The organism is Pseudomonas sp. B8(2017) (genome assembly GCF_002113575.1).
Classification (GTDB): Bacteria; Pseudomonadota; Gammaproteobacteria; order Pseudomonadales; family Pseudomonadaceae; genus Aquipseudomonas; species Aquipseudomonas putida_Z.
Map to the genome: position 1 here is coordinate 235,867 of NZ_NEIO01000004.1, position 18,739 is coordinate 254,605.

General features: G+C 64.4%; 13 protein-coding genes. 3 read left to right on the plus strand and 10 right to left on the minus strand.

Going from position 1 to position 18,739, the window contains the following annotated elements; translation table 11 throughout:
• Positions 1-3,393, minus strand: a 3,393-nt coding sequence (locus CAG22_RS09150) for a DUF5801 repeats-in-toxin domain-containing protein (protein ID WP_371916850.1), incomplete at its 3' end; no start/stop codon positions are given.
• Positions 3,394-3,678: 285 nt separating this feature from the next.
• Between CAG22_RS09150 and CAG22_RS09155 the strand changes: the two genes are divergently transcribed.
• Together CAG22_RS09155 and CAG22_RS09160 are read left to right on the plus strand one after the other, a co-directional pair.
• A complete protein-coding gene (locus CAG22_RS09155; protein WP_085692894.1) occupies positions 3,679-4,779 on the plus strand; it encodes an efflux RND transporter periplasmic adaptor subunit in 1,101 nt (366 codons plus the stop codon).
• Positions 4,780-4,785: 6 nt separating this feature from the next.
• Positions 4,786-7,851 carry an efflux RND transporter permease subunit gene (locus tag CAG22_RS09160; RefSeq protein WP_085705328.1) on the plus strand — a complete coding sequence of 1,022 codons (3,066 nt, stop codon included), beginning with the start codon at positions 4,786-4,788 and terminating at the stop codon, positions 7,849-7,851.
• Between the two features lie 129 nt (positions 7,852-7,980).
• Here CAG22_RS09160 and CAG22_RS09165 read toward each other — a convergent pair whose 3' ends face one another.
• The 5 genes from CAG22_RS09165 to plsB form a co-directional block, all read right to left on the minus strand.
• Positions 7,981-8,670, minus strand: coding sequence for a DUF4197 domain-containing protein (locus CAG22_RS09165; protein ID WP_085705330.1), 690 nt, complete (start codon positions 8,668-8,670; stop codon positions 7,981-7,983).
• A gap of 33 nt (positions 8,671-8,703) precedes the next feature.
• A complete protein-coding gene (locus CAG22_RS09170; RefSeq protein ID WP_046616128.1) occupies positions 8,704-9,102 on the minus strand; it encodes a YbaY family lipoprotein in 399 nt (132 codons plus the stop codon).
• 122 nt (positions 9,103-9,224) lie between these two features.
• Positions 9,225-9,938, minus strand: coding sequence for a hypothetical protein (locus tag CAG22_RS09175; RefSeq protein WP_085705332.1), 714 nt, complete (start codon positions 9,936-9,938; stop codon positions 9,225-9,227).
• Positions 9,939-9,978: 40 nt separating this feature from the next.
• Entirely contained in the window at positions 9,979-10,353 is a 375-nt protein-coding gene (locus tag CAG22_RS09180; RefSeq protein WP_085587661.1) for a YbaY family lipoprotein, read from the minus strand.
• An 81-nt stretch (positions 10,354-10,434) separates the two neighbouring features.
• Complete coding sequence (gene plsB / locus CAG22_RS09185; protein ID WP_085705334.1) at positions 10,435-12,921, minus strand: glycerol-3-phosphate 1-O-acyltransferase PlsB; 2,487 nt, start codon at positions 12,919-12,921, stop codon at positions 10,435-10,437.
• A 231-nt stretch (positions 12,922-13,152) separates the two neighbouring features.
• Between plsB and CAG22_RS09190 the strand changes: the two genes are divergently transcribed.
• Positions 13,153-13,362, plus strand: coding sequence for a cold-shock protein (locus tag CAG22_RS09190; RefSeq protein WP_003252255.1), 210 nt, complete (start codon positions 13,153-13,155; stop codon positions 13,360-13,362).
• Between the two features lie 122 nt (positions 13,363-13,484).
• Here CAG22_RS09190 and CAG22_RS09195 read toward each other — a convergent pair whose 3' ends face one another.
• The 4 genes from CAG22_RS09195 to CAG22_RS09210 form a co-directional block, all read right to left on the minus strand.
• A complete protein-coding gene (locus CAG22_RS09195; protein ID WP_003257701.1) occupies positions 13,485-13,859 on the minus strand; it encodes a hypothetical protein in 375 nt (124 codons plus the stop codon).
• Between the two features lie 17 nt (positions 13,860-13,876).
• Positions 13,877-14,689, minus strand: coding sequence for a putative RNA methyltransferase (locus CAG22_RS09200; RefSeq protein ID WP_085705336.1), 813 nt, complete (start codon positions 14,687-14,689; stop codon positions 13,877-13,879).
• Complete coding sequence (gene dapE, locus CAG22_RS09205) at positions 14,689-15,840, minus strand: succinyl-diaminopimelate desuccinylase (protein ID WP_085587666.1); 1,152 nt, start codon at positions 15,838-15,840, stop codon at positions 14,689-14,691. Before dapE ends, CAG22_RS09200 begins: the two co-directional genes overlap by 1 nt.
• A gap of 188 nt (positions 15,841-16,028) precedes the next feature.
• Positions 16,029-18,620 carry a glycosyltransferase gene (locus tag CAG22_RS09210; protein ID WP_013971241.1) on the minus strand — a complete coding sequence of 864 codons (2,592 nt, stop codon included), beginning with the start codon at positions 18,618-18,620 and terminating at the stop codon, positions 16,029-16,031.
• Between the last annotated feature and the right edge of the window lie 119 nt (positions 18,621-18,739).

The following is an 18,739-nucleotide window of genomic DNA, read 5'->3' on the forward strand; positions in this document are numbered from 1 at the left end:
GGCCGTGTCGGTCAGGCCGGAAGCGCCTGCCACCACGCCCAGGGCGTAGGTGAGCGTACCGGCGCCATCGGCGCCGAAGGCCGAGGTGAAGTTGGCGGCTAAGCTCTGGGTGGCGTCCGTCGTCAGGTCCGTTTCATCGACGGTCAGGACTGGTTCCGTGCCGGTGGTGCTGATGCTCGGGCCGTCATCCTTGAACACCAGGTTCTGGCCGATGTTGAGGGTGGCCTGGGCGCTGTCGCCATCCCCGTCGGTTTTGGTCGCGGTCAAGGTCACCAGGTTGTCGGCGGTCAGGGTCTTCGAGTCATCGGGGTTGTTGGTGTCGGGGTGCACGACGGCGCGAAGCTGGTCGAGGGTGACCTCGCCGTTGCTGGCGACGCTGACGGTGAACACCAGATGGTTACCGACGGCCGAACGGCCTTCCACTATGGTGCCATTGAGCGACAGGTTGACTGCCGAGCCGGTGGCCGTGTCGGTCAGGCCGGAAGCGCCTGCCACCACGCCAAGGGCGTAGGTGAGCGTACCGGCACCATCGGCGCCGAAGGCCGAGGTGAAGTTGGCGGCGAAGCTCTGGGTGGCGTCCGTCGTCAGGTCCGTTTCATCGACGGTCAGGACTGGTTCCGTGCCGGTGGTGCTGATGCTCGGGCCGTCATCCTTGAACACCAGGTTCTGGCCGATGTTGAGGGTGGCCTGGGCGCTGTCGCCGTCCTTGTCGGTCTTGGTCGCGGTCAAGGTCACCAGATTGTCGGCGGTCAGGGTCTTCGAGTCATCGGGGTTGTTGGTGTCGGGGTGCACGATGGCGCGAAGCTGGTCGAGGGTGACTTCGCCGTTGCTGGCGACGCTGACGGTGAACACCAGGAGGTTGGTGGTGGCCGTGCGGCCTTCAACCACGGTGCCGTTGAGCGACAGGTTGACCGCCTCGCCGGTGGCCGTGTCGGTCAGGCCGGAGGCGCCTGCCACCACGCCCAGGGCGTAGGTGAGCGTACCGGCACCATCGGCGCCGAAGGCCGAGGTGAAGTTGGCGGCGAAGCTTTGCGTGGCATTGGTCGTCAGGTCCGTTTCATCGACGGTCAGGACCGGTTCAGTGCCGGTGGTACTGATGCTCGGGCCGTCATCCTTGAATACCAGGTTCTGGCCGATGTTGAGGGTAGCCTGGGCGCTGTCGCCGTCCTTGTCGGTCTTGGTCGCGGTCAAGGTCACCAGGTTGTCGGAGGTCAGGGTCTTCGAGTCATCGGGGTTGTTGGTGTCGGGATGCACGATGGCGCGGAGCTGGTCGAGGGTAACGGAACCGTTGCTGGCGACGCTGACGGTGAACACCAGAAGGTTGGTGGTGGCCGTGCGGCCTTCCACCACGGTGCCATTGAGCGACAGGTTGACCGCCTCGCCGGTGGCCGTGTCGGTCAGGCCGGAGGCACCCGCCACCACGCCCAGGGCGTAGGTGAGCGTACCGGCACCATCGGCGCCGAAGGCCGAGGTGAAGTTGGCGGCGAAGCTCTGCGTGGCGTCGGTCGCCAGGATTGTTTCATCGACAGTCAGGACCGGTTCCGTGCCGGTGGTGCTGATACTGGGGCCGTCGTCCTCGAAGCTCATCTTGGAGCCGATTTCGGCGGTTGCGGTAGAAACCTGGCGTAGCATGAAACCGCCGATATCGAAGTCGGCATGTTCATTGCCTTTGGCGTCGACGGCGGCCCCATTCTCGACGAGTACACGGTTGTGATCCTGTGTGGTGGTGTACTCGATCTTCTGGCCGGCTTTGATGCCGGTGAGGGTGGCGACGCCGGAAGCAAAGCTGATGACGATGCTCGGGTCATTCACCGACCCGTTTGAGTTCTCGATCACCTGGCCAGTGGCGATATTGATGACGCGAACGTTGGTGATCGCCACCGTGGCATCGTTGGCGTAGCCATTGACGAAATTCACGCCAGGTTCAGCGGCGGTGCTGAAGGCGCTGAGCCTGACCACGGCGCTCTTGCCGCTTTGCAACTGCACGACATCGAACGTGGCCGACCTTGCATTGAACACGGCGGTGAAGTCGACGTTAGCTTCGATATCCGCTTCGTTCTGGTCCAGGTTGGGAATGGTCACATTCTGCCGGGCGCCGGTGACGAAGCTAAAACGGACACCTTCCTGTTCCACGATCATCTGGTTGTTGGTGCCGAAGGTGGTCGGGCCGCCCGCCTGGCTGGTATTGATCGTATCGCCCGTGGTGATGTTGGCACCGCTCGACTGGTCGGCCGGGTCCTTGCCGGTGGCGATGATCGTCGGGTCGGTGATGCGCAGGATGCCGCCATCATTGACGACGGTCGGGTTCGCGGTGGTGAACATCAGGAACAGGTTCTGACCAGAGGGAGCGTTGGCCAGGCTGAATGCCAGGTCCTGGCTGGTGCCGATGAACACCTTGTTCAGCAGATTGACGGCATCGTCAGGGTTGCCCGTGTTCGGGTGCTTCAGCGGCTGGTATTCCACCGTCCAGATCTTGCCGCCGCTGACGGGCGATCCGGTTTCTTCGATATAGCCCGCGAAGATGATCGCGCCTGTCGGCCCGCCAGCGCGGCCCAGCACGATGTTGTTGTTGGTATCGGTGTAGAGCAGGATGTCGACGCCATTGAGGGTATCCAGCCCGCTGTCCAAGCCATTGAGAGGCGCGCCAGCGCTGTCGGTGAAGCTGATGTCGGTGATGCTGCCTCCCGATACCGGGGTGATGCTGAACGCATTGCTCCCGGTGTTGCCGACGGCGCCGGTATAGCCGCTCAAGGCGGCACCTGCCGGGGTACCGGCCCCCAGTGTGGTCAAGCGGGTCGAAAAGGCGGAGGGCAGGGACGCCACCAGGATGTCGTTGTCGTCGGCATCCGAGGCCGGGGTTGTTGTGGCTGTGCCGTTCTGCAACGCGGCCGTTTCGTCCAGCGTCACGCTCACACCGGTCGCGGTGATGATCGGCGCGCTGTCTGTGAACGAGGCCGTGGCCATCACGTCGTCAGCACTGCCTAACACTTGGTCGGCACCCGCGGCCGTCGCGCTGAGCAGGAAGGTGGCGCCCGCCGAGTCGTCGGGGTTGACGTACCACGAGGTGGTGATGCTGCCGTTGACCTGGCCGTCGAGATCGTCAGCGCCGCCGTCGGTCACGTACCAGGGGGTGTGACCTTCGCCGGAGCTGGTGGCGAGTACATCGTCGGGGGTGCCCCACAGCTTGTCCGCACCGGCGTCCGTGACATGGTCCACCTCGAATGCGACCGTGCTTCCCGCCGCAAAGCCGCTGGCCGTGATGGTGGCAGTGCTGCCAGGGCTATAGTCGCTCAGGTCGGTGGTAACGGTTGGTGAGGAGATGGGGGGTAGGTCGTCGCCGGAGGGGCTGCTGTGTTTGTCCGTTGGCGAGGCGTTCTTCTTGCGAATAGTCATGGCTCTCTCCCAGGCACTGCCGGTTGTCGAGGCCAGATCGCAGGCCCCAGTTACAGGCTTCAACTATGGCGAAGCGCCATGAGCCGCGCATCGGCTGATACTCCCAGGCGGGGTGGGAGTATCGGACTACATGGCACTGGCGCCGGGAGGCCGAAGACGCACGGTCCCCTGCCGTTCAGCGCGCGCCTGTCGTATTCGGCTGCAGCCTCTTCCCGGCATCCGTTGCCTGACTTAATATACTCTCCAGTACAAATATTGAATGTGCCCTCCGCGAAAGGATTCATCATGTTGCGCCATGCCTTGTCCATCGCTCTGTCCGCCGCTGCCGTGCTGTTGCTGGCGGCGTGCGGCCAGGAAGCCGCCCCACCTGCTGTGCCGCGCCCGGCGCTGGTGGTGCAGCCGCAGCCGGCCGAAGCCGCTGCCGACAGTTACCCCGGCGAAGTGCGGGCGCGCTTCGAGCCGGAACTGGCTTTCCGCATTGGCGGCAAGGTCAACAAGCGCCTGGTCGAGGAAGGGCAGCGGGTCAAGGCCGACCAGCCGCTGGCCGAGCTGGACCCGCAGGATGTGCGCCTGCAACTGGAAGCCAACCGTGCCCAGCTGGCGGCCGCCGAGGCCAACCTGTCGCTGGTGCGCGCCGAGCGCGATCGCTACCAGAAGCTGCTGGACCGGCAGATGGTCAGCCATTCCCAGTTCGATAACGCCGAAAACCTCTACCGCGCCGGCCTGGCCCGGCTGAAACAGGCCAAGGCCGAGTTCGACGTGGCTGGCAACCAGGCTGAATACGCTGTGCTGCGCGCACCCCAGGCCGGGGTGATCGCCAAGCGCCAGGTGGAAGTGGGCCAGGTGGTCGCCGCAGGGCAGACCGTGTTCACCCTGGCCGCCGATGGCGAGCGGGAAGTGGCCATCGGCCTGCCGGAGCAGCAGTTCGCCCGCTTCGCCGTGGGCCAGCCGGTGAGCGTGGAGCTGTGGTCGCACCCGCAAGAGCGCTTCCAGGGGCGTATCCGCGAGTTGTCACCGGCCGCCGACCCGCGTTCGCGCACCTTCGCTGCCCGCATCGCCTTTACCACGGCCGCCACGCCGGCGGAGCTGGGCCAGAGCGCCCGGGTGTTCATCGCCCACGAAGGGCTGATCCCGCTGGCGGTACCGCTGTCGGCAGTCACTGCGGAAAACGGCCAGGCCTACGTCTGGCGGGTCAACAAGGACAGCCGCCTGGAGCGGGCAGTGGTGCGCCTGGGGCCCTACGGCGCCGACAGCGTACCCGTGCTCGAAGGCCTCGCCCCCGGCGACTGGGTCGTCGCCGCGGGTGGCCATGTATTGCGCGAGGGCCAGGAAATACGCCCCGTGGACCGTACCAACCGCGTAGTGAACCTGACGGCCAAGGAGTAAGTCCCGATGGGTTTCAACCTTTCTGCCTGGGCGCTGCGCAACCGCCAGATCGTCCTGTTCCTGATGATCCTGCTGGCGGCCATTGGCGCCATGTCCTACACCAAGCTCGGCCAGAGCGAGGACCCGCCGTTCACTTTCAAGGCCATGGTCATCCGTACCCTGTGGCCCGGTGCCACTGCCGAGGAAGTGTCGCGCCAGGTCACCGAGCGCATCGAGAAGAAGCTGATGGAAACCGGCGAGTACGAGCGGATCGTGTCGTTCTCCCGCCCGGGCGAATCGCAGGTCACCTTCATGGCCCGCGACTCGCTGCATTCCAAGGACATCCCCGAGCTGTGGTACCAGATCCGCAAGAAGGTCGCGGACATCCGCCACACCTTGCCGCCGGAAATCCAGGGCCCGTTCTTCAATGACGAGTTCGGCACCACCTTCGGCAATATCTATGCGCTGACGGGTGAGGGCTTCGATTACGCGGTGCTCAAGGACTATGCCGACCGTATCCAGATCCAGTTGCAGCGGGTCAAGGACGTCGGCAAGGTCGAGCTGATCGGCCTGCAGGACGAGAAAATCTGGATCGAGCTGTCCAACCTCAAGCTGGCCACCCTCGGCGTGCCGCTGGAGGCCGTGCAGCAGGCCCTGCAGGAGCAGAATGCGGTCAGCACCGCCGGCTTCTTCGAAACGCCCAGCGAGCGCCTGCAACTGCGGGTGAGCGGGCGCTTCGACAGCGTCGAGCAGATTCGCCAGTTCCCCATCCGCGTGGGGGACCGCACCTTCCGTATCGGCGATGTGGCCGAGGTGCACCGCGGCTTCAACGACCCGCCCGCACCGCGCATGCGCTTCATGGGCGAGGATGCCATTGGCCTGGCGGTTTCGATGAAGGACGGCGGCGACATTCTGGTGCTGGGCAAGGCATTGGAAAGCGAGTTCGAGCGCCTGGCGCGCAGCCTGCCGGCCGGCATGGAGCTGCGCAAGGTCTCGGACCAGCCAGCGGCGGTCAAGGCTGGCGTGGGCGAGTTTGTCCAGGTGCTGGTCGAGGCGCTGGTCATCGTGCTGCTGGTGAGCTTCTTCTCGCTGGGCCTGCGCACGGGGCTGGTGGTGGCACTGGCCATCCCGTTGGTGCTGGCCATGACCTTCGCCGCCATGCACTACTTCGGCATCGGCCTGCACAAGATATCCCTTGGCGCGCTGGTGCTGGCCCTGGGCTTGCTGGTCGATGACGCGATCATTGCCGTGGAGATGATGGCGATCAAGATGGAGCAGGGCTACGACCGCCTCAAGGCGGCCAGCTACGCCTGGAGCAGCACCGCCTTCCCGATGCTCACCGGCACCCTGATCACGGCGGCGGGCTTCCTGCCCATTGCCACGGCAGCCTCCAGTACGGGCGAATACACCCGTTCGATCTTCCAGGTGGTGACCATCGCCTTGCTGACCTCCTGGGTGGCCGCCGTGGTATTCGTGCCATACCTGGGCGAGCGCCTGCTGCCGGACCTGGCCAGGCTGCATGCCGCGCGCCATGGCAAGGACGGCCACGCGCCAGACCCTTACGCCACACCGTTCTACCAGCGTGTGCGGCGTGTGGTGGAGTGGTGCGTGCGGCGGCGAAAGACGGTGATCCTGCTGACCATTGCCGCCTTTGTCGGCAGTATCCTGCTGTTCCGCTTCGTGCCCCAGCAGTTCTTCCCGGCCTCCGGGCGCCCGGAGTTGATGGTCGACCTGAAACTGGCCGAGGGTGCCTCGCTGGCCAACACCGCCGAGCGGGTCAAGCAACTGGAGGCGTTGCTCAAGCAGCAGGAGGGTATCGACAACTACGTGGCCTACGTGGGCACCGGTTCGCCGCGTTTCTACCTGCCGCTGGACCAGCAGCTGCCGGCGGCCAGCTTCGCCCAGTTCGTGGTACTGGCCAAGTCGATGGAGGACCGCGAGCGCCTGCGCAGCTGGCTGATCAGCACCATGGACCAGCAGTTCCCCGACCTGCGTGCCCGGGTCACCCGCCTGGAAAACGGTCCGCCCGTGGGTTACCCGGTGCAGTTCCGGGTGACTGGCGAGCACATCGAGAAGGCCCGTGCGCTGGCCCGCGAGGTGGCCGACAAGGTGCGCCAGAACCCGCATGTGGTCAACGTTCACCTGGACTGGGAGGAGCCGAGCAAGGCGGTGTTCCTCGAGATCGACCAGGACCGCGCCCGCGCCCTGGGCGTGAGCACCGCGCACCTGTCGAGCTTCCTGCAAAGCTCGCTGACCGGCACCACGGTCAGCCAGTACCGCGAGGACAACGAGCTGATCGAGATCCTGCTGCGCGGCACCCGGCAGGAACGCAACGAGCTGGGCAACCTCGGCAGCCTGGCATTGCCGACCGACAATGGCCAGAGCGTGGCGCTGTCGCAGGTTGCGACCCTGGAGTACGGCTTCGAGGAAGGCATCATCTGGCACCGTAACCGCTTGCCGACGGTGACCGTGCGCGCCGATATCTACGACAAGGAGCAGCCGGCGACGCTGGTGAAGCAGATCGAGCCGTCCCTGCATGACATCCGCGCCAAGCTGCCGGATGGCTATTTGCTGGAAGTGGGCGGCACGGTCGAGGACTCCGAGCGCGGGCAGAAGTCGGTGAATGCCGGCATGCCGCTGTTCGTGGTGGTGGTACTGAGCTTGCTGATGATCCAGCTGCGCAGCTTCTCGCGCACGGTGATGGTGTTCCTCACTGCGCCGCTGGGGCTGATTGGCGTGACCTTGTTCCTGCTGGTGTTCCGCCAGCCGTTCGGCTTTGTCGCCATGCTCGGCACCATTGCCCTGGCGGGGATGATCATGCGCAACTCGGTGATCCTGGTGGACCAGATCGAGCAGGACATCGCGGCGGGGCTGGAGCGCTGGCAGGCGATCATCGAAGCCACGGTGCGGCGCTTCCGCCCGATCGTGCTGACCGCACTGGCAGCGGTGCTGGCGATGATTCCGTTGTCGCGCAGTGTGTTCTACGGGCCGATGGCGGTGGCGATCATGGGCGGGTTGATCGTGGCCACGGTGCTGACCCTGCTGTTCTTGCCGGCGTTGTATGCGGCTTGGTTCAGGGTGAAGAAGAGCTGAAGGCCGCAGGGGAGGGCTTTGCCCTCCTATCGCGACACAAGGCCGCTCCCACAAAGGTCCTGCATTCGCCGATCTATGTAGGAGCGGCCTTGTGTCGCGATGGGCTGCAAAGCAACCCCCAGGGGGCCCTCAGAGGGCGCCGAAGACCTTCTTGGCCAGGCTGGTAGCCGCTTCAGCCGGGTTCTGGCGAATGCTCTGCTCCTGCTTTCCGATCATCTCGAACAGGCCATCCAGTGCCTTTTCAGTCACGTAGTTCTCGATGCTGGCGCTCTTGGCATCGACCACACCCAACGCCACGGCCTGCCCGGCAAAGTTGTTGTACTGCTGAGCCAGGCCAACCTTGTCGGTAGCCTGCTTGACGATCGGCAGGAACTTGGCGCGGATCTGCTCGCGGCTGCTCTTGTTCAGGTACTGGGTGGCCGAGTCGTCACCGCCGCTGAGGATGCCCTTGGCATCGGTCACGCTCATGTTCTTCACGGCATCTACCAGAATCGCCTGGGCCTGCGGCACGGCAGCCTCGGCGGCCTTGTTCATGCTGGTTTCCAGGGCTTCGACCTGTTCACCCTTGCCGAACATCTTCATCGCCTTGGCGGCCTTGCCCAGGTTGCCTGGCAGTTCGATGCGCACGTCCGGGTTGTTGCTGAAGCCGCCCGGGGTGCTCAGCTGCTTGACGGCCAGTTGTGCGCCTTGGGTCAGGGCATCCTTCAGGCCGCCGGTGGCGTCTTTCTGGGTCAGGTCGCCCAGCGACAGGGCCAGGGCACTGGCCGACAGCAGCAGGCCGGCGCACAGGGTGGTGAAACGCAGGGGGGTGCGGATCATGAAGCTTTCCTTGTAGACAGATGAATACGGGTATCAGCGGACTGGATCGACCTTGATCCGCACGGGCTGTGGGTCACTGCCGTCGAGCATGACGCCGTGGTGTTCGGTGTTGATGAACAGCAGCTTGCCGTCCAGCTCGATGCGCGCGCTTACCGCATAGCGGTGGCCGGGCTTGACCTGGGCCGGGTCGTAGGTGAGGTGGAACGGCAGCGGTACGTTGCCTTTGACCGGGCCGGCCTGACGGGCCAGGGTCACCGCCGGGGCGTCCATCAGCGAGACGTCCTGCAGTTCCACGCTGAGGGTGGCGGCAGGTGGCAGGGCGCTGCGCTGCAGGTAGAAGACTTCGCCATCCAGGCTGGCCTGGTTGGACGGGGTGTGGCTGGAACAGGCTGCGAGCAAGGATGCGCAACACAGCATAAAGAGCTTTTTCATGGTATCTCCGAAGTCCTTGGCGTTGGCTTGTGGCCAACCCCAGGGACTTTAGCGGATTTCTTCTGGTGGGTCCTTGATGAAGATGCGACAAAGAGGGGGGAGAGCAAGGCGAAGCGCAATATTCAACTACGACGCGGCGGCCGCAGGCTGATTGGCTCCAGTTCGGTAACGCTTGGAAGGGTCAGGCCGCGCAGCGTTCTCCCGGCGTACGGGGTCATGGTGTGTGGGTCGTAGTAGGCCACGCGCAGAAGCAAGGGTTCGTCGTCATTGACTGTGTTGCCATCCAGGTATGTGGTAAGCGTCAGGGGGGCCTGCGTCGGCCACAGGGTGGCACCGGCAATGTAGCTGGAGCTTCTGTTGCTGTAACCGTCTTCCTGGGGCCGATACAGGCCGAGTGTCATGAGCGCCTGCCGCTTTAGCAACTCTTCGGGAATCTCAATGATGTTCTTCATCTCGATGATCGCGGGCGACAGGGGTGGCTGACCTTGCTCGCCAGGCTGGGCGGGGATCCTCAGGACCATGGGAGGGTTTGGCTCAGGCTGGTCGATTTCAAGTGGCATCGACAGGTTCAAGTCATTTGGCTCTTGATTGACGCCAACGCCATAACTGGCCACCAGCGTTGGTTTGGCACCTTCCGGCAGGCTATTGCGGTCCAGCAGCAAGCTGAATGGCATTGTGGCGCCAAGTGTCTGGCATCCCCAGGTGGCCAGGATGATCTTGTTCTCATCCGTGCCCAGCTGTACGCGTACGCCAACGTGTGGTGCGCCTTCAGCTGTATGGATGCACGACGGGACCACCACGGTCCCGCAAATCTCGATGAAGTTGGCGGGGAGCATGTTGATTTTCCTCGGTTCAGTCTTGGGTACAGGTGGCCAGTCAATCAGCGAGGTCGTCGCTGAGCAGGGGACCGTTTTCGGTGGCAACCAGATCGACAGTTACCCGTTGTGTACCCGATACCGTGGCTGGTTCTATCGAGTGACGGCTGGTGTTGATGTAGCGCAGCTGGCCGTTTATCTCGATGCGCGCGGCGAGGGCATAGCTGCGGCGTGGGTCGATAAGGCTGGTATCAAAAGTCAGCGGCAGATTGATCGGCATCAGGCCGCCACAGCGCAGACGCAACTCGGCAAGGCTGATGGAGCGCGCATCTGCCTTCGAGATATCGATCAGCCTCAATTCAACCAGGCCGGATGGCGCAAGCGTGTTATCGCCTGAGGAAACGATTTCAACGTCCAGCGTCTTCATTTGAGTCATGTTGGAGCTCCTTGAGAGGGATGGGCTTGAAGTAGCGCCGTGATCCTGATCCCTCCCAAGGGCCGAGAGCAGCCTGAAAAACTACCTTTGCATAACCTCCGCAGGCTCATCTCGGTGTAATGCCACCTGGCGGATCGACAGGCGCAGTTCCGCCGACAGCACGCGCTTGGCCACGCCTTCGGCCAGCTCGCCGAGCTTGTCGTGATAACCCAGCTTGCCCTGGGCATCTGCATGCAGCACGCCTTGCCCGAGCAGGGTCTGGATGAAGTGGCGGAACAGGGTCTTGTCGAAGAACTCCGGGGCGTTCAGGCCGTGCAGGATCGACAGGCGCTGGGCCATCATCACGCACAGGTCTTCCAGTTCTTCGGCGCTGAGGCTGTTCTGGCCGCTGTTCAGCAGCAGCGAGGTGGCCATGTAGAAACGCTGCAGGGTCTGGGTGATGGTGCGGGCGAGCAGGGTCAGCAACACGAACTGCCGCGAGCTGGGTGCCGGGCGAATGTAGGTGTCGTTGTCCTGGCGCAGCAGCCCTTGCTCGACCAGTGCGGTCAGCCACTGGTCGATCACCGCATCCAGTTGCTCCGGCGTCCAGCGCAGGAACAGTTCGGCCTGCAGGTAGGGGTACAGCGCGTGCACATACTGGCCAAGCAGTTCGCGGCTCATGCGCGAACTGCTGAGGAAGAAGCTGGCCAGCAGCGCCGGCAGGGCGAAGATGTGCAGCACGTTGTTGCGGTAATAGGTCATCAGTACCGCGTTGCCTTCATCCAGATACAGGATGCGGCCCATGGCGTCCTTCTGCTCGGCCACCAGGTTCATCCCGCGCACGTGTTCGATCAGCGCCAGGCCGTCGCCGTCGGGCAGGGTGGTGTGCGGTGAGTAGGGCACCTGGCGCAGCAAGGCCAGGTACAGGTCGAGCACGCGGGTCAGGGCGCGCTCGTCCAGGGCCAGGCGGCTGGTGGACAGCAGCGCCAGGGCCACCAGGTTGACCGGGTTGATCGCGGCCGCCTCGTTGAGGTGGCGGGCCACGGTTTCGCCCAGGCGGGTGGTGGCGGCATTGAGCCAGGCCGGGCGGTACTGCGGGCCGTGGTCCTGTTCACGCCAGCCGGGTTGTTGCTGGTCGAGGAAGCCGGCCAGGCGGATCGGCTCGCCGAAGTTCACGTATACCTGGCCAAAGCGCTGCTTGAGGGCGCCGAACACCTTGAAGATATCGAAGATCGACTCTTTCTTCTTGCTGGCACCGCGCAGCTCGCCCAGGTAGGTGCGGCCTTCGAGCACGCGCTCGTAGCCGATGTACACCGGCACGAACACGATCGGCGTGCGCGACGAACGCAGGAAGCTGCGCAGGGTGATGGCCAGCATCCCGGTGCGCGGCTGCAGCATGCGCCCGGTGCGCGAGCGGCCGCCTTCGACGAAGTACTCGACCGGGAAGCCCTTGGTGTACAGGGTGTGCAGGTACTCATTGAACACCGCGGTGTACAGCGGGTTGCCCTTGAACGTGCGGCGCATGAAGAAGGCACCGCCACGGCGCAGCAGGTTACCCACCAGCGGCATGTTGAGGTTGATGCCCGCGGCCACGTGCGGCGGTGTCAGGCCGTTGCGGAACAGCAGGTACGACAGCAGCAGGTAGTCGATATGGCTGCGGTGGCACGGCACATAGATCACTTCGTGGCCGGGGGCGATGCCTTGTACCTGCTCGATGTGGTTGACCTTGATGCCGTCGTAGATCTTGTTCCAGAACCAGCTCAGCACCACTTCGAGGAAGCGGATGGCGGTGTAGGTGTAGTCCGAGGCGATTTCGTTGCCATAGCGCAGAGCCTGGGCTTCGGCCTTGGCCAGCGGCAGGTTTTCACGCTGCGCCTCATCGACGATGGCCTGGCGCACCTGGGGCGCGTGGATCAGGCCCTTGACCAGGTTGCGCCGGTGCGAGATGTCCGGGCCGATGACGGCGGTCTTGAGGTTGCGAAAGTGCACGCGCATCAGGCGCTGGGCCATGCGCACGGTGCGCTCGTGGCCTTTGTTGTGCTGTACCAGTTCGCGCAGGTGGATGGGTGCGGAGAACTGCACCCGGGTCTTGCGCCCGAGGATCAGCACGGTCAGCAGCCGGCGCAGGCGCCCGGTAACCGCCCAGCTGTCGGCGAACAGCAACTTCCACGGGCTGGATTCACTCGCCGGGGTCTGGCCCCAGAACACACTGACCGGAATGATCTGCGCATCCTCTTCGGCGTGCTGGCTGACGGCGGCGACCAGGCGCTCCAGGGTAGGCGGGGCGCCGCGCTTGTCATGGCGGCCAAGCCAGTCCGGGTCCGGGGTCAGGTAGAAGAACGCCGCCGGTTCCTGCAGCGGGCCGACCGCCACCGGCAGCACCGGGCGCGGCAGGCCTGCCTTGGTGCATTCATGGTCGAGCACGGCCAGGTCGGTGAGCGCGGGCGAGGGCAGGGCATAGAAAACCGGGCGGCTGCGGTCGAGCTTGAGGGTGAGGGAGGACTGGTTGATGGTTTCGGAGCGCACCCACAGGTACAACAGGCGACGCAGGGCGCCGAAGATCAGGCGGCGCAGGGGGGAACGGGTCATGGGGTGTGTGCCCTGGGTGTGATTTTCAGGTGGGTATCCAGCCAATTAGTCTGCCGTATCCGCGCAAGTTCAGCAAAAATCGCCGAACGGCGCGACGGTCATCAAATTTTTTTGTTCTGTGTCATATACTCGGCCTGCCACTTGCAAGATATTTGCGCAAGCGGCGTCGACACAGGGAGGGACTCTGTGTCTGCAAGGCGATCTTCACAATAAAAATCCGGAGTAGTTCAGATGTCGTCTCGTGAGACTGGGAATGTAAAGTGGTTCAACGATGCCAAGGGTTATGGCTTCATTCAGCGCGAAGGTGGTGCGGATGTATTCGTTCACTATCGGGCGATCCGCGGTGAGGGGCATCGTACCCTGGTCGAAGGACAGCGGGTGGAATACGCCTGCGTGCAGGGCCAGAAAGGCCTGCAAGCCGAGGACGTGGTAGGCCTCTGAGCCTCATGCTGTAAGGCTTGTTGTGGGAGCTGGCTTGCCGGCGATCACCGGCGAAGCCGGTGCCAGGCACCGTGTTGCCTGCATCGCCGGCAAGCCGGGCTCCCACAAAGAATGCAGTGCATTCAGGTACGCCAGGTGATTTCCTCTTCACCGTCGGCGCTGATGCGGACCCAGCGGTCGGCATCTTCTTCCCCATCTTCCTCCACCCAGCCACCTGGCGCGCAGCGCACTTCCACGCCCAGTGCGGCGAATGCGGCGCGGGCGCAGGCAACGTCATCGGCCCACGGCGTCTGGTCGCTTTCCAGGTACAGGCTGTTCCATTTCCCTACAGCCTTGGGTAACCAGGTGACCGGAATGTTACCGGCCTGGCATTTGAAGGTATGGCCTTTCTGCTTCCATTCGCTGCATGGGCCGATTGCCTGGGCGAGCCACTCGGCAATCTGCTTGTGGTCGACGTCGGCGTCCTTCAGGTAGATCTCGATATCAGGTTGGCGCATAAGGGCTCCGGGTGTGCTCAGTCTTGGCGCACGAAATAGTCATAACGCATGGAAACCGTGACCTCGAACGGCTCGGGCTGGTCGATCACCCGGGCACGCTTTTCGGCACTGGCGCGCCAGCCGTGCGGGGTCATGGCCAGCAGGTCGGCGCGGGCCTTGGGCACGGCCAGGCTCAGGCGGAACTCCAGGGTTTCGCTGTGGGCATGGGCCATGCCTTCGGGGACCAGTGCCAGGTGTTTGTCGTCGGCGTAAGGGCGTACTTCATCGTAGAGCACTTCGCGCAGCTCCATCAGGTGGCCGCTGGTAGGGCCGACCCGCATCAGGCCGCCGCCGGGGCTGAGCAGGCGCTTGGCCTCGGCCCAGTCCAGCGGGCTGAACACGCTGGCGATGAACTGGCAGCTGGCGTCGGCCAGCGGCACGCGAGCCATGCTGGCGACCATCCAGGTAACCTCGGGCGCGCGGCGACAGGCACGCTTGACCGCCTCACGGGAGATGTCCAGGGCGTAGCCGTCGGCAGCCGGCAGGGCCTGGGCGATCTGCGCGGTGTAGTAACCCTCGCCACAGCCGATGTCCAGCCAGGCACCGGGCTGGCGCTCGGCGGCCAGCTCGGCCAGGCGGCGCGCCACCGGCGCGTAGTGGCCGGCGTCGAGGAAATCGCGGCGGGCTTCGACCATGGCCTGGTTGTCACCCGGGTCACGGCTGTTCTTGTGCTGCACCGGCAGCAGGTTCAGGTAACCCTGGCGGGCGCGGTCGAAGCGGTGGCCGGCCGGGCACACCACACCGTTGTCGAGCCGGCTCAGCGGTGCCTGGCAAAGAGGGCAGGCGAGCATCAGGCGAGCAACCGGACCAGGGTCTGGTAATAGATTTCGGTCAGCAAATCGAGGTCGCTGGCCAGGATCCGCTCGTCCACCTGGTGGATGGTGGCGTTGACCGGGCCGAGCTCGACCACCTGGGTGCCCATGGTGGCGATGAAGCGGCCATCGGAAGTACCACCGCTGGTGGACGGCTGGGTGTCGCGGCCGGTGACGCCTTTGATGCTGGCCGAGACGGCGTCCAGCAGTTCGCCCGGTTCGGTGAGGAACGGCAGACCCGACAGCGCCCAGTCGATCGACCAGTCCAGTTCATGCTTGTCGAGGATCGCCGACACCCGCGCCTGCAGGCCTTCGACGGTGGACTCGGTGGAGAAGCGGAAGTTGAACAGTGCGGTCAGCTCGCCCGGGACCACGTTGGTGGCGCCGGTGCCGGAGTTGAGATTGGAGATCTGGAAGCTGGTCGGCGGGAAGAACGCATTGCCTTCGTCCCAGTGCTCGGCCGCCAGCTCCGCCAGGGCCGGCGCGGCCAGGTGGATTGGGTTGCGCGCGAGGTGCGGGTAGGCCACATGGCCCTGCTTGCCGCGCACGGTCAGCTTGGCGCCCAGCGAGCCACGGCGGCCGTTCTTGACCACGTCACCCAGCAGGGTGGTGCTGGAGGGTTCGCCGACGATGCACCAGTCCAGGCGCTCGTTGCGTGCTTTCAGGCGCTCGACCACGGCCTTGGTGCCATGGTGGGCCGGGCCTTCCTCGTCGCTGGTGATCAGGAACGCGACCTTGCCGCGGTGGTCCGGGTAGTCCTGCACGAAGCGCTCGCTGGCAATCACCATGGAGGCCAGGCTGCCTTTCATGTCGGCGGCGCCACGGCCGCAGAGCATGCCGTCGGCGTCGATCAGCGCTTCGAACGGCTCATGCTGCCATTGCTGCACCGGGCCGGTGGGTACCACATCGGTGTGGCCGGCAAAGCACAGCACCGGGCCATCCTGGCTGCCGTGGGTGGCCCAGAAATTGTCGACGTCCTCGAAGCGCATCGGCTCGAGCTGGAAGCCCACGGCGCCCAGGCGGTTCATCATCTGCGCCTGGCAGTCGGCGTCGACGGGGGTGACCGAGGGGCGGCGGATCAGGTCGCAGGCCAGTTGAAGGGTAGGCGAGAGCTCGGCAGGGGCCGTCATGGGGGACTCCGGGGCAAGGCAAGGCGGGGAAATCTGAGGGGCGTTATCTTATATCAAATGGTTTCAGGCGGCACGGCCCATTCGCGGGCACGCCCGCTCCCACAGGTACTGCACAGCTCTGAATGTCGGTGACAGACCTGTGGGAGCGGGCGTGCCCGCGAATGGGCTGCAAAGCAGCCCCGGCAATCTCAGGCTTGCTGCGCCTCGGCGGCTTTTTCCCCGGGCTTGGGCAGCGAAGACAGGAACGCCATCACCAGCGCCGCCACATAAGGCAACGACTGCACCAGCAACATTGCCACCCAGAAGCGCATGTCCGAGCTCGGCAGCCCCTGTACCAGGTAGATGCCCAGCGCTGCGCCCCACAGCAGCAACATGATGAACAGCTCTTCCCGCGCTTCGGAAATCGCCACCAGCAGCCCGTGGCTGTCGGCGTTCTTCGGTGTGCGGAAGAACGGCATGCTGCTGGTGAAGAACCCGTACAGCACCGCCTTGGCAATGGTATGCGAGAGCGCCAGCCCGGCCAGCGCCGCAGCAAAGGCATCCTTCAGGTTCACCCCTACCGCGCGACGGTAGAGGAAGATGATCTTGCCGACCTTGAAGAAGAACAGTGCCAGCGGCGGAATGGCAAAGATCATCAGCGGCGGGTCGACCCGGTGCGGCACGATGATCATCGCCGCCGACCACAGCAGCGCTCCGATGGTGAAGAAGATGTTCATGCCATCGGCGATCCACGGCAACCAGCCGGCCAGGAAGTGGTAGCGCTGGCCGCGGGTCAGCTCGCTGCCCTTGCCGCGCAGCAGGGCGCTGGCGTGGTGCTTGATGATCTGGATGGCGCCATAGGCCCAGCGGAAGCGTTGCTTCTTGAAGTCGATGAAGGTGTCGGGCATCAGGCCTTTACCGTAGCTGTTGTGGGCATAGGCGGCCGACAGGCCCTTCTCGAATACCCGCAAGCCCAGTTCGGCGTCCTCGCAGATGCACCACTCGGCCCAGCCCAGCTCTTCCAGCACGCTGCGCCGGGTCATGGTCATGGTGCCGTGCTGGATGATCGCGTCACGGTCGTTGCGGGTGACCATGCCGATGTGGAAGAAGCCCTTGTACTCGCTGTAGCAAAGCTTCTTGAAGGCGCTTTCGTGCTGGTCGCGGTAGTCCTGCGGCGACTGCACCACGGCAATCTTCGGGTCGGCGAAGTGCGGCACCATGTGCTTGAGCCAGTTGCGGTCGACGCAGTAGTCCGAGTCGATCACCGCGATCACTTCGGCGTCCTTGGCGGTGTGCGGGATCAGGTAGTTCAGTGCGCCGCCCTTGAAACCGGCCAGGGGCGCGACGTGGAAGAACCTGAAGCGCTCGCCGAGCTTCTCGCAATGGGCCTTGAGCGGCTCCCACACGGCCGGGTCCTTGGTGTTGTTGTCGATCACCAGCACTTCGTAGTCGGGGTAGTCCAGCGCGGCCAGGGCATCGAGGGTCTGTTTGACCATTTCCGGCGGCTCGTTGTAGCACGGCACATGCACCGATACCTTGGGCCGGTAGGCGCTGTCGGCCTGCACCGGCAGGAATTCGCGCCGGCGCTTGTGTATCCATACCGCCTCGGCCAGTTCGTGGGCCTCGGTCAGCAGCACGATGAACACGCCCAGCGCGCCGAGGGCCAGCAGCACGCCCACGGTCAGGCTGAACCAGGTGCTGTATTGCTGGCTGTAGTCGTAGGCGATCCATACCAGCACCGACCCGCACAGGAAGGTGATGAAGGTCAGGAAGGTGCGGCCGCGCTGGCGCAGGGCCGAACCGTCGATGAACAGCACCATCAGGGCAATCATCGCCAGCACCACCGAGGCAACCGCCAGGGCGCGCCATTGCGGGATCGCCACCACCGGGCCGTCAAAGTTGAATTTTTGCTGGCGTTCGGCGTTGTACACGCCCCAGTAGGCGCCGACCGAGCCTTCGTCACTGGCCTTCCACGGCTGGTCGTAGGCCTCGATGACGAAGTAATTGTAACCACGGCGGTTGAGGGTGTTGACCAGGGTACGCAGGTAGATGGCCTGGTCGGCCTGGGTGGCATCGGCGCCGCCGCGCATGCGGCCGTTGCTCGGCCAGCCGACTTCCGACAGCAGCAGGGGTTTGCGCGGGAACTGGTGCTTCAGTTCGCGGGCGCGGTCGAGCACGAACTCGACCGAATCCTTCATCGGCACGAACTCCCAGTACGGCAGGATGTGCGCGGCAATCAGGTCGACGTGCTTGGCCAGCTGCGGGTTTTCCTTCCAGATGTGCCACTGCTCACTGGTGGTCACCGGCACCTTGACCGCTGCGCGTACCCGGTCCAGGTACTTGATCAGGTTTTCCGGGGTGACTTCTTCGCGGAACAGTGCCTCGTTACCGACCACAACCCGCACCACGCTGCGCGAGGTGTTGGCCAGCTGGATGGCCGTGGCGATTTCGCGTTCGTTGCGCTCCAAGTCCGGGCTGATCCAGATGCCCAGCGTCACCCGCAGGCCGAATTCCTCGGCCAGGCGCGGGATATCCGCCTGGGTGCCCTCCACGGTGTAGATCCGGATGCTGTCGGTCAGTTTGCTCAACTGCTCCAGGTCCTGGCGCATCTCGTCGTCACTGGGGTACTGGCCCTTCTGCGGGCTTTCGCCCAGACGGAACGGTGAATACGAGAAACCAGAGATCTGTTCTGGCCAGGCGGGGGCGGAGACCGGGCGGTTGATCAGCGCCCAGAACCCGGTAAACAACGCGGCGATGGCCAGGACCACGACCAGGTTCAGGCCGAATTTACGTGAAGACATTGTCGTCCATATGTGTCGAAGTGATAGGACATTAAAGCAGGGTTGATAGTCTCTTTCCTAACGATGCAGGTCATGGGCCCGCTGGCATATAATGCGCGCCGGTTTTTTGGGGTATGAAC

Excerpts from the sequence above, each read along its gene's own strand:
- dapE (WP_085587666.1), bottom strand. The coding sequence starts at position 15,840 with ATGACGGCCCCTGCCGAGCTCTCGCCTACCCTTCAACTGGCCTGCGAC.
- CAG22_RS09155 (WP_085692894.1), top strand. The coding sequence starts at position 3,679 with ATGTTGCGCCATGCCTTGTCCATCGCTCTGTCCGCCGCTGCCGTGCTG.
- plsB (WP_085705334.1), bottom strand. The coding sequence starts at position 12,921 with ATGACCCGTTCCCCCCTGCGCCGCCTGATCTTCGGCGCCCTGCGTCGC.
- CAG22_RS09160 (WP_085705328.1), top strand. The coding sequence starts at position 4,786 with ATGGGTTTCAACCTTTCTGCCTGGGCGCTGCGCAACCGCCAGATCGTC.
- CAG22_RS09200 (WP_085705336.1), bottom strand. The coding sequence starts at position 14,689 with ATGCTCGCCTGCCCTCTTTGCCAGGCACCGCTGAGCCGGCTCGACAAC.
- CAG22_RS09165 (WP_085705330.1), bottom strand. The coding sequence starts at position 8,670 with ATGATCCGCACCCCCCTGCGTTTCACCACCCTGTGCGCCGGCCTGCTG.
- CAG22_RS09195 (WP_003257701.1), bottom strand. The coding sequence starts at position 13,859 with ATGCGCCAACCTGATATCGAGATCTACCTGAAGGACGCCGACGTCGAC.
- CAG22_RS09170 (WP_046616128.1), bottom strand. The coding sequence starts at position 9,102 with ATGAAAAAGCTCTTTATGCTGTGTTGCGCATCCTTGCTCGCAGCCTGT.
- CAG22_RS09180 (WP_085587661.1), bottom strand. The coding sequence starts at position 10,353 with ATGACTCAAATGAAGACGCTGGACGTTGAAATCGTTTCCTCAGGCGAT.
- CAG22_RS09210 (WP_013971241.1), bottom strand. The coding sequence starts at position 18,620 with ATGTCTTCACGTAAATTCGGCCTGAACCTGGTCGTGGTCCTGGCCATC.
- CAG22_RS09175 (WP_085705332.1), bottom strand. The coding sequence starts at position 9,938 with ATGCTCCCCGCCAACTTCATCGAGATTTGCGGGACCGTGGTGGTCCCG.
- CAG22_RS09190 (WP_003252255.1), top strand. The coding sequence starts at position 13,153 with ATGTCGTCTCGTGAGACTGGGAATGTAAAGTGGTTCAACGATGCCAAG.